The 14,863-nt window shown below is 30.9% G+C and carries 8 protein-coding genes; 1 reads left to right on the top strand and 7 read right to left on the bottom strand.

All coding sequences use genetic code 11. The features are described 5' to 3' along the window. Positions 1-552 precede the first annotated feature (552 nt). The gene (locus ACKTTV_RS22840) at positions 553-1,848 is read right to left on the bottom strand and encodes an ATP-binding protein (protein ID WP_408033192.1); all 1,296 of its coding nucleotides are present in this window, start codon (positions 1,846-1,848) and stop codon (positions 553-555) included. Positions 1,849-4,432: 2,584 nt separating this feature from the next. Here ACKTTV_RS22840 and ACKTTV_RS22835 point away from each other — a divergent pair. After that, positions 4,433-4,825: a hypothetical protein gene (locus tag ACKTTV_RS22835; RefSeq protein WP_408033191.1), complete on the top strand. Its 393-nt coding sequence runs from the start codon at positions 4,433-4,435 to the stop codon at positions 4,823-4,825. Between the two features lie 18 nt (positions 4,826-4,843). Here ACKTTV_RS22835 and ACKTTV_RS22830 read toward each other — a convergent pair whose 3' ends face one another. From ACKTTV_RS22830 to ACKTTV_RS22805, 6 genes are all read right to left on the bottom strand, one after another. Continuing rightward, on the bottom strand, positions 4,844-5,557 hold the full coding sequence (locus tag ACKTTV_RS22830; protein WP_408033190.1) for a LytR/AlgR family response regulator transcription factor: 714 nt from the start codon (positions 5,555-5,557) through the stop codon (positions 4,844-4,846). Between the two features lie 17 nt (positions 5,558-5,574). Further along, positions 5,575-7,422 (bottom strand): tetratricopeptide repeat-containing sensor histidine kinase, encoded by a 1,848-nt coding sequence (locus tag ACKTTV_RS22825; protein ID WP_408033189.1) that lies wholly within the window; start codon positions 7,420-7,422, stop codon positions 5,575-5,577. Positions 7,423-7,628: 206 nt separating this feature from the next. Further along, positions 7,629-8,045, bottom strand: a complete 417-nt coding sequence (locus tag ACKTTV_RS22820) for a heavy-metal-associated domain-containing protein (RefSeq protein ID WP_408033188.1) — start codon at positions 8,043-8,045, stop codon at positions 7,629-7,631. A gap of 11 nt (positions 8,046-8,056) precedes the next feature. Beyond that, the gene (locus ACKTTV_RS22815) at positions 8,057-9,760 is read right to left on the bottom strand and encodes an efflux RND transporter periplasmic adaptor subunit (protein ID WP_408033187.1); all 1,704 of its coding nucleotides are present in this window, start codon (positions 9,758-9,760) and stop codon (positions 8,057-8,059) included. A gap of 97 nt (positions 9,761-9,857) precedes the next feature. Beyond that, on the bottom strand, positions 9,858-11,081 hold the full coding sequence (locus tag ACKTTV_RS22810) for a TolC family protein (protein WP_408033186.1): 1,224 nt from the start codon (positions 11,079-11,081) through the stop codon (positions 9,858-9,860). A gap of 2 nt (positions 11,082-11,083) precedes the next feature. Continuing rightward, a complete protein-coding gene (locus ACKTTV_RS22805; protein WP_408033185.1) occupies positions 11,084-14,821 on the bottom strand; it encodes an efflux RND transporter permease subunit in 3,738 nt (1,245 codons plus the stop codon). Between the last annotated feature and the right edge of the window lie 42 nt (positions 14,822-14,863).

Here is a 14,863-nt window from a genome sequence, read left to right as displayed (position 1 = left end):
TTTTCATTACAAATCATTCCAAAATTTCTGTGATAGTGTCGCTTTCTGAAAGCGGATGCAAAGATATAAACTCTTTTAAAACTGACAAACTTTTTTAAAGTTTTTTTTGTTTCGTTTTTCGTTTAAAACCCTACACCAAATCAATGAACTTTTCGTTTAAAATCGGACTGCAAAGATACTCACTTTAAAATCATTTAAACAAGCTTTTTTTAACTTATTTTTTCACCTTCATTTTATCTTCAAATCCAACCCTAACCTCAATGAACTCGCTAACGCTGTGTCTGTGTTTCCGTGTTAGCGGCTGCAAACATACAACCATTTTTTATTCCAACAACACTTTTTTTAAACTATTTTTAAAACTAAATTAACCCAACCTAAAACAAGCTTATTTTCAACGGGTTATAACATCAACTTTTTTTAGACTTTTTTAATGCGATAACTCCATAATCTCATTAACCATTATAATACCTTATTGAATTCAGTAATTATAGATATAAAAAAGCTCCGTTAATGACTAATTAACGGAGCTTGCAATACTGTATTTTTATAATTTTAAGGCTTAGCAACCATAAAAAAGAACGTAGTTCCTTCGCCTTTTTTACTTTCTAACCATACTTTTCCATCATTGCGCTCAATAATTTTCTTTACCAAAGCCAATCCAATACCTATAGAATCTACATGTGCTTGTAATTCTAACTTCTGGAATAACTGAAATATCTTCTGATGGTACTTCTCCTCTATTCCTGGACCATTATCTGAAATCGAAAAAACATAATCTTTAAACTTTTCTTCTACATCAACTACAATATGAACTTTTTCCTTATCATTATGTTTAATTGCATTCTGAATTAAGTTCTGGAAAACCTGTAATAACTGTGATTCGTTAAAATAAACCTCAGGAAGTTTATTTTTTACTTCAATACTACAGTTCTCCGAACTATTCACCATAATTATTCTTCTCACTAAAGAATCTACATTTACTTTTTTCACCTCCTTCTCCTTCTCCATTTGCAGTGAGTAATTCAAAATACCATTAATAAGCATATCCATTTGAACTACCTGCTCCTTTATAATAAAGAGATTCTCATGCATCTCTGAATCTTCTTCAACACAGTTTTCTTCTAAAAGTTCCTTGGAGGTTACCCACTCCGCCAAAGTATGAATATTACGCAAGGGTCTTTTTAGATCATGAGAAACAACATAAGCAAATTCCTCTAAGTCTCTATTTCGTTCATATAACTCCTTAGCCCTATTTTCAAGGTCTATTGTTCGCTGTTTTATCTTAGATTCCAGTTGAGAGTTCATTTCTTCAAGACCTTTCCTATGATGCATAGCTCCATTTAGAATAATAAATGAAAAAATAAATATGGTTGTAATAGATATTAAGATAGCTCCTTCAGTAACAATATCAACATTATTAGTTGTTACTCTATAAGTCATGTGCAATAATTGAAAGGTACTGAAGAGTATGATCAGCCACCTATTATTAAGCATTAATATTCCACCAAACATAACTATATAGGTCCCTAACAAGTAATCAACAGAAAAATTATTAAGAGCAACAGTATACGTCAGATAATGTTGAAATGAAAACAACAGGAAGAACACTATAATACCATAATAGTTAAGTACTCGATTATTCTTCGTTAAAGGAAGAACTCCTATAATTAAAAAAAGTATTGTAAAAATTTCGCGTGCATATGTTATCTCTATTGCACTTGGATTAAAATGAAAAATTAAGATTGAATATAAGTATAAACCTGGAGCTATTAAACATAACACTATGCTACTATTCCTAATCTCAAAAGCCTCTAACTTTCCAATTTCCTTTAAAAAACTCCAATTCATATAAGTTCGAACGTATAATATTTCATTTTTAAATTTAGGTATTTTAAACTTAACAACCTCTATTTCTTTCTTTAACTCGTATAATATGTATAGATAAAATGCTCTTAAATCCAGTTATTTGTTTATCTTTTGTTTAAATATTTTCCAACAAATAAGTCTGCGACTCTTAATTGCGATCCGTTGTACGTCAAATTTAAATTCTTAAACAGAAAAGTTATTGATATGAATATTGGAATATGTAAGGATAAAATAGATTAACGAAAAGCCATAAAAAAAAGAAGAAGTTAAAAAACCTCTTCCCTTATGTTGTTACTCTCTTAAAGTTAAACTTTAAAGTGCCGAAAATATAAAACCAGTAGTTTTATGGTTTTAATGTTAGGTCAATGATCTTTTTCTATTGATTAAATGCAGTTTTATACTGTTCAATAAACATATAAAAAAAGAACCTTAATTATAAATTCAAAATTTAGCATCTTCCTTATCAGGGATATAACCAATATCGCTTAAGGGAAATCACTAGGTTTATATTTAGCAATTCTACTTATTTAACATGTCAGTTTTTGTGTATACATTGCAATTGTTATAATTCAAGTTCGGGAATTTATTATGACACCTATAAAAAGGTTCCTGTAAGGTGGAACCTTTTTTCTGCGAGCGTATTATCCATTCATCGGAACATATTAGAATTTCATCGTTTTAATATATCATGTAAACTTTTTTTCAATAAAATATTTAACCATAGCTCTACTTTTACCAACGTAGGGATGTTTTGTTAACATAGATTTATGCTTAATTTAGAAAGAAGTATTTCCAGAGAATACTTCTTTTTTTACATCTTTTCTGAAAAACAGAAAACTATAAACTTTATTTTGTGCTATAATAAAGAGTATACTTTTAATTTTTTCAACTTAGTATAATAAAATATCATATTTAATGGTGTTTCTAAGTTTGGTTAGTAAAAGAATCTATAATGCTTATAGATTCTTTTTATTTTACCACAAATAACTCTTTATCTATTAGTTATAACTTTATAACGTAGTTTTGATACCGATCACCTATTTTTTTTGAAAACAATTTTTAATTCTTTTTACTTTGAAGTACTTAATACAAGTAAGGTTTAATTTAAAAAGTATTCTGTTTTTTTAGAAGGGTTAACGGAATACTTTTTCCTTTTATTAATGTTTTTTTTCTTTTTCTCATTAATAAATCTACCATAAAACAACAAAAAAAAACCACAATTGCCATTTTTTTTGTTAAAAAAACATGATTTTTATCAGGGAATATTAATTCTGAATAAGGGATAACCATTAGTTGTAATTCAGGGTTATTACTTATTGTCTAACAGTATTAACTGATATATCTTTGGAATGTTATTTGCTAATAGTGATATCGAATAACACTCTAAACCCTTCTAAGTAAAACCTCAAAGTATTTCTTTGAGGTTTTGTTTTTTATTTACCCCCTTTTTCATTCACCGAACTATCCCCTACACTTCGTCTTAACACAACCACTACTTACCTAAAAAGTATACAGAAACGAATGCCTTAAAATAAATTTACTTTTGGTTTTATTGGTTTGTAGTCGACTGAATATTATTCTTCTCAAAAAAGTTCTTCAATTCAAAAGAACCGTTCATTTTACACCCCTAAATAATGAAAAAACAAAATCTAGTACTTGTTAAACAGTCCATGAAAAGTTCTAAATCCGAGATTTACAAATGGGTAAGCAAGAGCATGGCTGAAAATATAATCCATAACAATACTAATGATGAGATATCTTATGAATATGCTTCATGGTATGTTAGTCTCATTTACAAAGCAAAATATTTATTTTCAAAATTCATCAAGTAAATAATGTATTTATTAGAATTGGATATTCTATCATTTAATTGTTGAAAATCCATGCAATTTTCAACTTCACTTACCTCAACAATCCAACACTTTCACCGAAACAACGGAACACTTTAACTAAGAGTTTCTGAGAGTCGGGAACTTAATTGTAATTTTATTATAGATTTTTAAATATTGTTTATTCATTTTTAGAAGTTTGGTTAGTTTTTTAGCAGGAGTGTTTCGCAAACAGAGATACTTCTGTTTTTTTTGTTTCCCATATTCCTTTTTCAAAAATTTCATACTCGAAAACGCATAAGAGATAAACTCTTACGAATAATAGTTCATTTAAAAAACCTCCAAAACCAACTGTATCTTTGTTTCGTAACACAAATAGTTTTTTTAATTATTAGTTTTTTAACTAAATAGTTGTACAGATGGGAAGTTGTTGGGGGGAGAGAAGACACTTCCCATCTTCAGGTAAATATATAACTCAACAAATGCAATTGGAATTATTTGTAATGTGGATTTTTTTGATTTCGACCAAAATGTTACAACATCTATGAAACCATTAAACACTGATTTTCTCCTCATTTTTTTTCATTTAGCTCTCATAAAGAAACGAATATCAAATGAAAAGCAACGTTGGTATATTTTTCTTTAGTTCATAGTTGTAATTGCAATACATTCGTACCGAAATTAAGAATTAATCTAAATAACATTTTAACCAATAACCAAATTTTAAATCATTTTTTATGGAAAATCCCATACTCATATTTTTTATTATCAGCATGGTTCTTATATTTAGTTCAATAAGAGCTATAATTAATGCTTCCGAAACCAAGAAATGGATACAACTATTTCCAAAACTTTTAATTATTGCTTTTGTAGGATGGTTCTCTTTTATCTGGTTTGTTCCAATTCACGTTTGTTACAACAAAAATGTTGCTATTCATAAATTCAGATTTCAAGTTTTTGAAATTATAGAAGATACAGAAAGTTCAGGGTCTTCAATTAGTAACGTTTTTTTCGATTTTAGACCAACTCAATATGGAATGCTTAATTTAACAAGGCGTATTGGAGTTGGGGCAGATTATTTTAAGACCTATGAAAATCACGAAAAATATTTGCTATACCCCGAAAAATAATTGGATAGAAAACTCAAATTAATTGAGTAACTCTGCCACTATATGTCTTCTCCTTACCGACACTGGAATCCGCTCACTATTTTTCAAAATTAACTCCCCCTTTTTCTCATAAGACGAAACATACTCCCAATTTACCAAATGAGACTGGTGAACTCTAATAAACTTTTCTTTGGGTAACATTTCGTTATACTCTTTTAATGTTTTTGAACTTAAAATATGCTTTCTGTTTTTTGTATAAAAATGGGTATAACCTTGATCAGCTCTACAATGAACAATTTCCTCTAGATCTAAAACATATATTTGCTCTGTAGTTTTAATAACAATACGATTGAGTTCTTTGTTTTCTTTAAATACTTCCATTTGTTTTCGACTATCAAAGGAAGACTGCTCTTTCAATCGTTCAATCGTATTATTGAGTTCATCAGGGTCTATTGGTTTTAATAAATAATCGAAGGCATTATACTTAAAAGCTTTTATTGCATACTCATTGAACGCTGTAATAAAAATCAACTTAAAGCTGTGGCTAGTTAACTCATCAAGCATATCAAAACCTGTTTTGTCCTTAATTTGAATATCTAATAGAACCAAATCTGGCTTAAGCTCATTTATTTTTTCAATTGCTTCTTTTATATTAGACGCTTCCCCAACAATTTGTATATCATCTATGGAAGAAAGTAAAATCTTCAATCCATCTCTAATTTGCTTTTCATCATCAACAATAATCGTTCTCATTTAAAACCTCCCTTTTTTTACTCAGCACCAAAAATTGGTAGAGTTATTACTACTTTTGTCCCCTTTATTTTTTCTCTTTCAATTACATCTTCAATAGAAAAATGAAAAGATAATTTAGTTTTTTTTGACAGTAAATCTAAACGTTTTTTTATAATTGAAGTCGCATACGATTCCTTTTTCTTTTTCTCTTTTTTCATAGAAGCTGTGTAGCCTATTCCATTATCTTCTATAACACATTCTACTTTATCCTCTAAATCATGAATCTTCAAACTAATTTTAGGATTTTCAATCCCATCTACACCATGTTCAATTGCATTCTCTACAATGGGTTGGATAATCATAGCTGGTATTTTGGTAAAATCTTGCTCAATATTTTCATCAATGTCAACCTTATAATCCAAATTGTTGTTAAGCCTTAATTTTTGCATCTCCAAATAGTCTACTAATGACTGAATTTCTTTAGAAAACAAGGCTTTATTTAAGTTAGTATTCTCTAAGTTATATCGTAGAAGCTTTGCAAACTTTCCCAAATACTTTACGGCTTTGTCATTTTCTTCCTTTAATATATTGGCTTGAATATTAGATAAAGCATTGAATATAAAATGTGGATCCATCTGAGATCTTAACAATCTTTGTTGAAGTTGAATGTGATTCAGTTTATCAACATTATTTTTATTCCTGAGATACATTAAAAACATTACCAACACCAGCAATAATGCTATCAAAAAAATAGTTGCTATTAATTTATTCTTTTTAATTATCGTTTGCTGAGCTTGATTTTTTTCTTGAAGAGCTAAAATTTGTTGTTCTTTTTTTTCAGTTTCATGAATAACCTGAAGTTTATTTAATTCTTTAACTTTTATTTCATCCAATAATTGAGCTGAAACTAAACTTAGCTCATCTTGATAAGCAAAAGCCTCTTTGTATTTTTTTTGCATTTTGTTAAGTGTTACTAACTGTTCTAATGCATGTTTGAGCAATCTTTTTGTTTCTGCTTTTTGTTTTACTTCGGTCAAAAACTCTTCAGCTTTCTTATAATTCCCTTTTACTAAAAGTAAGCTGGCGTAGTTGTTTAATAGGCTTGTAGTAACTCTTCCTGGGGCATAGTTAAATGCTTTTTGATAATATTTTTCAGCTTTAAATAAGTCATTGTTTTCGTAATAAGTTAGTCCCATATTATTATAAGACATTATTACCCCAATTGTATCTTTATGTTTTAAGTTAAGCTCTTGTGTTTTTCTGTGATAATGTAGTGCTGAATCCTTTTGTTTTCTTGCCTTATACAATATTCCTAAATTATTATATACAGCACATATATTTTCATATCTATCCCCTTTTTCAAATATTCTGGCTTCCTTTTTCAACATTGAAAAAGATTTTTCATAATCTCCAATATAATACAGTAATCTTGCATAGGCATCATAAAAGTTAGGAAGGAATTCGTGTTCTTTTTCATTCAATACTTTCTCTAACCTCTGAAACTCTATGAGTGCTTCCTTATACTTGCCTTTTGAAACCAAATGATCGGCCCACATATAATCAAAATTGTAGCCGTAATTTTTGTTTTGGTATTTTTTTGAAAGTTGTTTTCCTTTATTAAAGTATTTTAAGATTGAATCTTCATTATATTTTCTTTCTTTAAAATACTCCAAAATTTTCACATGTAATTTTACAACATCTTCTTCATTTTTATCGAAATCCAATATTTTTGATATTCTTTTCAACTCATTTAAATATGGCTTTTTAATACCGCTAATCTTCCTTAAAGAATCGGCTTTTTTAAATATATCATGCTGAGAAAATAAACTGGTTATTGTTGTGAAAAGAAAAAACCAAATGAAGCAACTTTTTTTTAATTGTACCATACTTTTAATGTCGTCTGTTTACCTTTTGCTTTAACAACAAAATTTCAAGCTAACACAACTATCTATTAAATCACAAACACCTAGTAATCAGCAATTATCACGTTGTTAAATCCCCTTATCAAAAATACTATTTTTTAGCAATTAACAAACTGACATTAAAAGAATAACGCTCAAAAAAATGAGCATTATTCTAAATACTTAATAATTTAATGAGTTTCTTGGGTTTCTCCTTCCTTTAAACTCATTTTCATTTCATGATCATACTGACAACATCCTGGTAAGTTTTGATATGATTCAGTACTTCCTGATACTTTATCAGTATCATATCCTGAAGCTGCAATAGCCTCATGTACAGCATCAATATTTGTTTTTGATTCATCGAAAGTAACATGAATTTGCTTTTTGTTTTTGTCCCAACTAGCTTCTGCCACACCATCAACTCCGTTTGCCGCTTTTTCAATAGTGTTTTTACACATTCCACAATTACCTCTAACACCAAAAGACGCTTTTGACATGGCAATCTCATTTTGTTCCGTTTTAACGGCATCTTTCTTCCCTTCGTTTTTGCAACTTACAAACCCGATTAATGCTGCTAAAGCTATACTTACTGCTATTTTTCTCATAATTTAATAGTTTAATGATTTATTACTTGTTTTACCTCCCCGCATTTCAACATTTTATCTCCGAAATAAGGGTTTAATACTTGTTTTTCTTTACTTAACCAATAGGCTCCTTTGTCGCTATTTGCCATAGGACAGTATTGTTTATATGTTGTTTCTCTTATTCCAAAAACCTCTACCGCTAAAATCAAATGATCCGACAATATTTTAAATTGAGTCCTTTGCTCTTCTATAGTTTGAACCGTTTCTATTTTTTTTCCACTAGATTTTAAGATCTTAATTAGTTCCATCCATTTTTTATGAGCCTTATCATCATTTAACAAACTCATATTTACTTTGTTTAAATTTGAATTAAAGTCTCTGGCCCCATCATTTGCTTTTAGCTTATTTGACTCGACCAAAGCATCTTTAACCACGATATAAGAATTGTAACTTGTTTGTAATTGTTTTTTAAACTCCTCGGGTACAGAAATAACTTCCTGAATTATTTTACTATGGTTCATCATAGATTTCTTACCTTGTAGTTGAGCTGATGCGTCTATAGTAAAAGTTCCGTTTGTTACTACTTCATCACCTTCGGAAACTCCCTTAAGAATTACATAATTATCTCCTGTTTTATTTCCTAGTATCACTTCTCTCATCTCAAAAATTGGGTCTTCCTTTTTTACCTTAACATATACTATAGAACGTTTTCCTGTCCATAATACGGAAGAAGCTGGAATAACAATGCTCTCTTTTTTATCTTTACTTATGCTTTCAACTTTCCCTGTAACAAACATTCCTGGTTTGAACTTTTGATTCTTATTCAACAAGTTTACTCTTAGTTTTATAACTCTTGTAATAGGATCGACCACGGGGTCAATAAAAGACACCTTTGCCTTAACAGTTTCTCCATTATAGGCTTTAGATTTTACGTGTATTGTTTGACCAATTTTAAATAGTGAAATTTGATTTTCATAGACATCAAAATTTGCCCAAACTGAATTTAAATTTGCCATTTTAAACAACCCCTGCCCTTGTTTCACATAATCGCCAACCTCAACCATCTTCTCCAAAACGGTTCCTGAAACAGTTGCGTAAACAGGAAAGTTTTCTTTTACTTTTTTTGATTTCTCTATCTGATTAATTTGATTTTCCGACAGTTTCCATAATTTCAATTTACTTCTTACAGCTTTATATAAAGATGGTTGTGATTCTTTTAGTGAAGAAGCTGTTAAAAGCTCCTGTTGAGCCTTTACTAAATCGGGTGCATAAATTGTTGCTAACAATTGTCCTTTTGAAACTTGTTCTCCAGTAAAACTAACCTTTAAACTCTCAATTCTTCCTGAAAAATAACTCGCTTGTATTGTATTCAATTCTTCATTCTCAACTATTTTGCCTGAAAGTGATACGTCTGAATTTTGGTTTTCACCTCCTCCAACGACAAGTGTTTGAACGTTAGCGAGTGCAATAGCATTTTTAGTCATTTTAAATTGGTTAGGAGATAACCCTCCTTCTCCTGCCTCTGCTGGAATTAAATCCATTCCACAAATTGGGCAATCACCTGGTTCGGTTTGTCTTATTTGTGGATGCATTGAACAAGTCCAAAACTCTGTTTTAGCATCCTTAGTATTTGCATGCTCATGATTGTTCTCTTCGCTAAAGGAAGTTGATAAAAGGAATTTTCCTATTATCACACCTAAAAGAACCAATCCTATATATATTAAATATTTTTTCATGTGTTTACTTTTAATCGTTTTTCAATAGTCATATGTAACCTCGAATATTTAAAATAATCATTTCATAATTACGTTAAACATGTCGGTTTCATTCTTTCTACTTAATTAAATAATTAATAAGACTTCTTGCCTCATAATAACTCACTATAGATGTTATTATATTCATTTGGAACTTTAATTGTAGTTCCTGAATATCTAATACATCATTAAAATCAATAGTACCCGTTTCATAACTCTTTAATAAAATATGCTCTGCACTTCTTGCCTGATCCAAGTTTTTCACATTTGTTGTGTATGAAATAACCGCAGCTTTCTGCTCTGCAATGGCATTTTTCAAAGTAGCTTCCAAAACATTTTTTCTGTCTTTTCTTTTAAATGTTATTTCTTCTTGCTTTAATTTATTCTGTTTACTTATTGATTTATTCTTTTTATTAAAAATTGGAATAGATAATGAAACCATTGGCATTACAATATCCTTTCCATTATCTTCAAAACTCATATTAGGTCTTTCTCCTACATTTATATAATCTATCCCAAAACCTATAGATGGTTTTTCCTCCTTCTTGTTTAAAAGTTCTGATTGGGTTACTGAAGTATATAATTTATCGAACTTTAATAACTCTGGATGCACTTCTATTACCTCATTATTAACCTTATATGACTCGTTGGTTATTCTTATTGTATCAGGTACTACTATTGATTTATCAAAACTTCTATTCAATAACTTATTGAAAGAAGCCTGCTTTCCTAAAAATTGTTCTTGTAATATTTCTTTTTGTTGAATTATTTCATTTTGGCGTATTTGCAATTTAAGTACATCAACTGCCGAAGCTTTGTTCACCTCAAGAGAGGTTAACGCCAGCTTCTCATAGGTTTTTAACAACTTATTATTCTGTTCAAGTACCTTTTGTTTTGCATTAAGACCATATAGTTTGTAATACAGCTGGGTAACTGAATTAATCAATTTTCGTTTTGCTATTACAACATCTTGATAATCGGCCTCCGACAAACTTTCAATATAATTTTCTCTTGCTGAAATTGTTCCAAACCAGGGCAACATTTGCTTTGCGGAAATCTTAAACCTTTGAGCTCCTGTTCTAGTTTCGGGTTCACTAAGAAATATTCCAGCACCAATTTCAGTATTGGGCAAGGTATTTACCTCTTCTTTTCGTTCTAAGACACGCTTATATTTCTTTTCAAATTGCTGAATTTGAGGGTTGTTATCTAATGCCTCTTCAATTAAAGTATTTAGATCCTGCGCCTGAAATTTTACAGCAAATAGTAAACACAAACAAACTATTACTCTTTTAACATCTTCCATTCTCATAAACTTTTGATTTTGCTTTTCTTACTACTTTTAAACGCCAGCTCCTCTCTCCAACTATACAGTACAGGAACAATAAAATAAGATGTAATATCAATGATCATTCCTCCAAAACTTGGTATAGCCATGGGAATCATGATATCGCTTCCCCTTCCTGTTGATGTAAGCACTGGGAGTAAAGCTAAAATGGTGGTCGCTGTTGTCATTAAACAAGCTCTAATTCTTTTATTTCCTGCATATAACGCAGCTTCTCGAATAGCCTGAATACTTTTAGGTGTTTCTTTTTCAAATGACTGTTTCAAGTAAGTAGCCATTACAACACCATCATCCGTTGCTATTCCAAATAAAGCTATAAAACCAACCCAAACAGCCACACTCAAATTAATAGGATGCATTTGAAACAACTCTCTTAAATTTTTTCCAAAAATGCTGAAGTTTAAAAACCAATCTTGTCCATATAGCCACATCATTATAAATCCTCCTGCGAAAGCCACTGCGATACCTGTAAATACCATAAGTGAAGTACTAATAGACCTGAATTGAAAATATAGAATTAAGAAAATAATCAATAAAGCCAATGGAACCACAAACGATAATGTTTTTTCCGCTCTTAACTGGTTTTCATAAGTTCCTGTGAATTGATAAGATATACCTTTAGGCACCGACAATTCGCCCGAATCTATTTTTGATTGAATTGCTTTTTGAGCTGCATTAACAACATTTACTTCGGCAAAATTTGAAATTTTATCAAACAAAACATAACCAACTAAAAATGTGTCTTCACTTTTAATTACCTGTGGACCTTGCTCATAACGGATTTCAGCCACTTCACTAAGAGGAATTGCTCCTTTCTTTGACACAGGAATATATATATTCTGCAAATCTGCAGGACTAGAACGAAGCTCTCTTGGATAACGAACTCTAATTCCATATCGCTCTCTACCCTCGACCGTTTGCGTCAATTGCATTCCACCTACAGCTACTTTAAGTACTTCTTGAACAGCTTGTATAGAAATTCCATAACGAGCTATTTTTTCTCTGTCGATATCAATTAATAAATAAGGTTTTCCTACTATTCTATCTGCGAAAACAGCTTCTTTCTTAACCCCCTTTACCTCTTTTAAAATTGATTCGAGTTCGAGCCCAAAAGATTCTATTTGTTTTAAGTCTTGCCCTTTAACTTTAATTCCCATTGGTGCACGCATTCCTGTTTGCAACATTACCAAACGAGTTTCAATAGGCTGTAATTTTGGTGCTGAAGTTATTCCCGGAAGCTTGGTTGCTTTCACAATTTCGTTCCAAATATCATCAGGAGATTTTATACTCGGGCGCCAATTTCTATAAAATTCTCCGTCCTCATCTTCTATTAAATCTTTTTGTTCAACTTCTGCGAACATGACACCTTGGTCTCCCTTCTTTTTTGAATTGGGATTTACAACCGTCTTTCCATTTTTCAATAAATATTTCCCTTCATCATCGACTTTAAAACGTTGGCGTTTTCCTTGTGTGTTCAGGATATATTCAGGTTTATACAATATGACGTTCTCGTACATTGAAATAGGGGCTGGATCCAACGCAGATTCCGTTCTACCAGCTTTACCTACAACTGTTTTTATCTCTGGTATATTAGCAACTGCCATATCAAGCTGTTGCAATACTCTTTTGTTTTCCTCTACTCCAGAATGAGGCATTGAAGTTGGCATTAATAAAAACGATCCTTCGTTCAATGAGGGCATAAACTCTTTTCCTGTGTTTTTGAAAATTAAAAAACCGCAAACAAGAACTGTTAAAGGAATAGATAAGAATACCATTTTATTTTCCAAAGCCCACTTTAATATAACTTGATAATATCTTTGAAACAGACTGAATATTCCTAAAATTCCAAAGCAAATTCCTGCTACAAATACGAAGTTTAACATGATATTTCTTTCTACCCCGAGTGGCTGCCAATGTTGGGCTAACAAACCAACAATTACAATTACGGATAATAGCATGTTTATTTTCTCTCCAATTCTCGTAGGTATCTTTTTCAGCAACATTAAAATTCCAACTACTCCAAATCCAATGAGTAAAATCGAAAACCAATGTCCGTAAAAAAGCCCAACACCCCCAACTACTACTAGGACTCCATTAAACAAATACTTAATTCTATTACTTGTTTCTTTATTTTTAAATATCGAGGCAGCAAATGGAGGTATTAAAAACAATGCTACTACAATAGCAGCTATTAAAGCAAAAGTTTTTGTAAACGCCAACGGTTTAAACAGTTTCCCCTCAGCTCCTATCATGGTAAAAACTGGGATAAAACTTATAACTGTAGTCATTACCGCAGTTATTATTGCCCCAGAAACCTCTATAGTTGCATTGTATACTACATCATTTATGGGATATTTATTAGCGTTTTGTTCTAAGTGTCGAATAATATTTTCAGATAAAATAACTCCAACATCTACCATTGTACCTATAGCAATAGCAATTCCTGATAGGGCTACTATATTTGCTTCTATATTAAAAGCTTTCATTGCAATAAATACCATTAGTACAGCAACAGGTAACAATCCTGAGATTAAAACAGATGCTCTAAGATTAAACACCATTACAATTATGACCAAAATGGTTATTAATACTTCTAAAGTTAATGCCTCTTTTAAAGTAGATAATGTTTCTTCAATCAATTCTGTACGATCATAAAACGGAACAATAGTTAGCTGAGAGGTTTTTCCATCTTTAAGTTTTTTCGATGGTAATCCAGCAGCTACCTCGTTAATTTTTTCTTTAACTTTTGAAATTACTTCTAACGGATTTGCTCCATACCTAGCTACTACAACTCCGCCCACCACTTCAGCACCTTCTTTATCTAAGATACCTCGTCGCGTTTTTGCACCCAATGCTACTTTAGCTATGTCTTTAATCCGAATTGATGTGAATTCTTCAGATGTAATAACGGCATTTTCTATATCAGAAATAGACTTTATATAACCAAGTCCTCTAACTAAATATTCGGCATTATTAATTTCAGTTGTTTGCGCACCTATATCTTCATTACTTTCTTTTACCGCTTTAACAACTTGATTCAAACCTATATTATATTGACGCATCAACTCTGGGTTTACATCAATTTGGTATTCTTGAACATACCCTCCAATAGAAGCCACTTCGGAGACCCCACTAGTAGAAGACAACGCATATTTAACGTAATAATCTTGAATACTTCTCAATTCATGTAAGTCCCAACCTCCAGTCACATTTCCATCTTCATCTCTACCTTCGAGGGTATACCAAAATATTTGCCCTAATCCGGTAGCATCTGGTCCCAATGTTGGATTCACATTTTCGGGTAATAACCCTGAGGGTAAAGAGTTTAACTTTTCTAAAATTCTAGATCGGCTCCAATAAAATTCAATATTTTCTTCAAAAATGATATAGATGCTTGAAAAACCAAACATTGATGAACTACGAACCGTTTTTACTCCAGGAATACCTAACAAGGTAGTTGTTAACGGGTATGTAATTTGATCTTCGACATCTTGAGGAGAACGCCCTTCCCATTTTGTAAAAACAATTTGTTGGTTTTCTCCGATGTCAGGGATGGCATCTACTGCCACGGGATTTGCAGGCAAGAACCCTGTATCCCATTGAAATGGTGCATGAATAAGTCCCCAGCCTAAAAACAAGACCAGCAACAATACTGCAACCAATTTATTTTCTATTAAAAATTTAATGCTTTTGTTTAGCATGATTTTTTATGATTTAAACAATAAACAATAAGTGTAAATAAC

Source organism: Tenacibaculum xiamenense, assembly GCF_964513065.1.
GTDB classification, from domain to species: Bacteria; Bacteroidota; Bacteroidia; order Flavobacteriales; family Flavobacteriaceae; genus Polaribacter; species Polaribacter xiamenense.
This window is presented reverse-complemented; position numbering and strand designations above follow the sequence as displayed.

What these genes read in the sequence shown, in the direction of transcription:
- ACKTTV_RS22840 (WP_408033192.1), bottom strand. Translation starts at nt 1,848, where the DNA reads ATGAATTGGAGTTTTTTAAAGGAAATTGGAAAGTTAGAGGCTTTTGAG.
- ACKTTV_RS22835 (WP_408033191.1), top strand. Translation starts at nt 4,433, where the DNA reads ATGGAAAATCCCATACTCATATTTTTTATTATCAGCATGGTTCTTATA.
- ACKTTV_RS22830 (WP_408033190.1), bottom strand. Translation starts at nt 5,557, where the DNA reads ATGAGAACGATTATTGTTGATGATGAAAAGCAAATTAGAGATGGATTG.
- ACKTTV_RS22825 (WP_408033189.1), bottom strand. Translation starts at nt 7,422, where the DNA reads ATGGTACAATTAAAAAAAAGTTGCTTCATTTGGTTTTTTCTTTTCACA.
- ACKTTV_RS22820 (WP_408033188.1), bottom strand. Translation starts at nt 8,045, where the DNA reads ATGAGAAAAATAGCAGTAAGTATAGCTTTAGCAGCATTAATCGGGTTT.
- ACKTTV_RS22815 (WP_408033187.1), bottom strand. Translation starts at nt 9,760, where the DNA reads ATGAAAAAATATTTAATATATATAGGATTGGTTCTTTTAGGTGTGATA.
- ACKTTV_RS22810 (WP_408033186.1), bottom strand. Translation starts at nt 11,081, where the DNA reads ATGGAAGATGTTAAAAGAGTAATAGTTTGTTTGTGTTTACTATTTGCT.
- ACKTTV_RS22805 (WP_408033185.1), bottom strand. Translation starts at nt 14,821, where the DNA reads ATGCTAAACAAAAGCATTAAATTTTTAATAGAAAATAAATTGGTTGCA.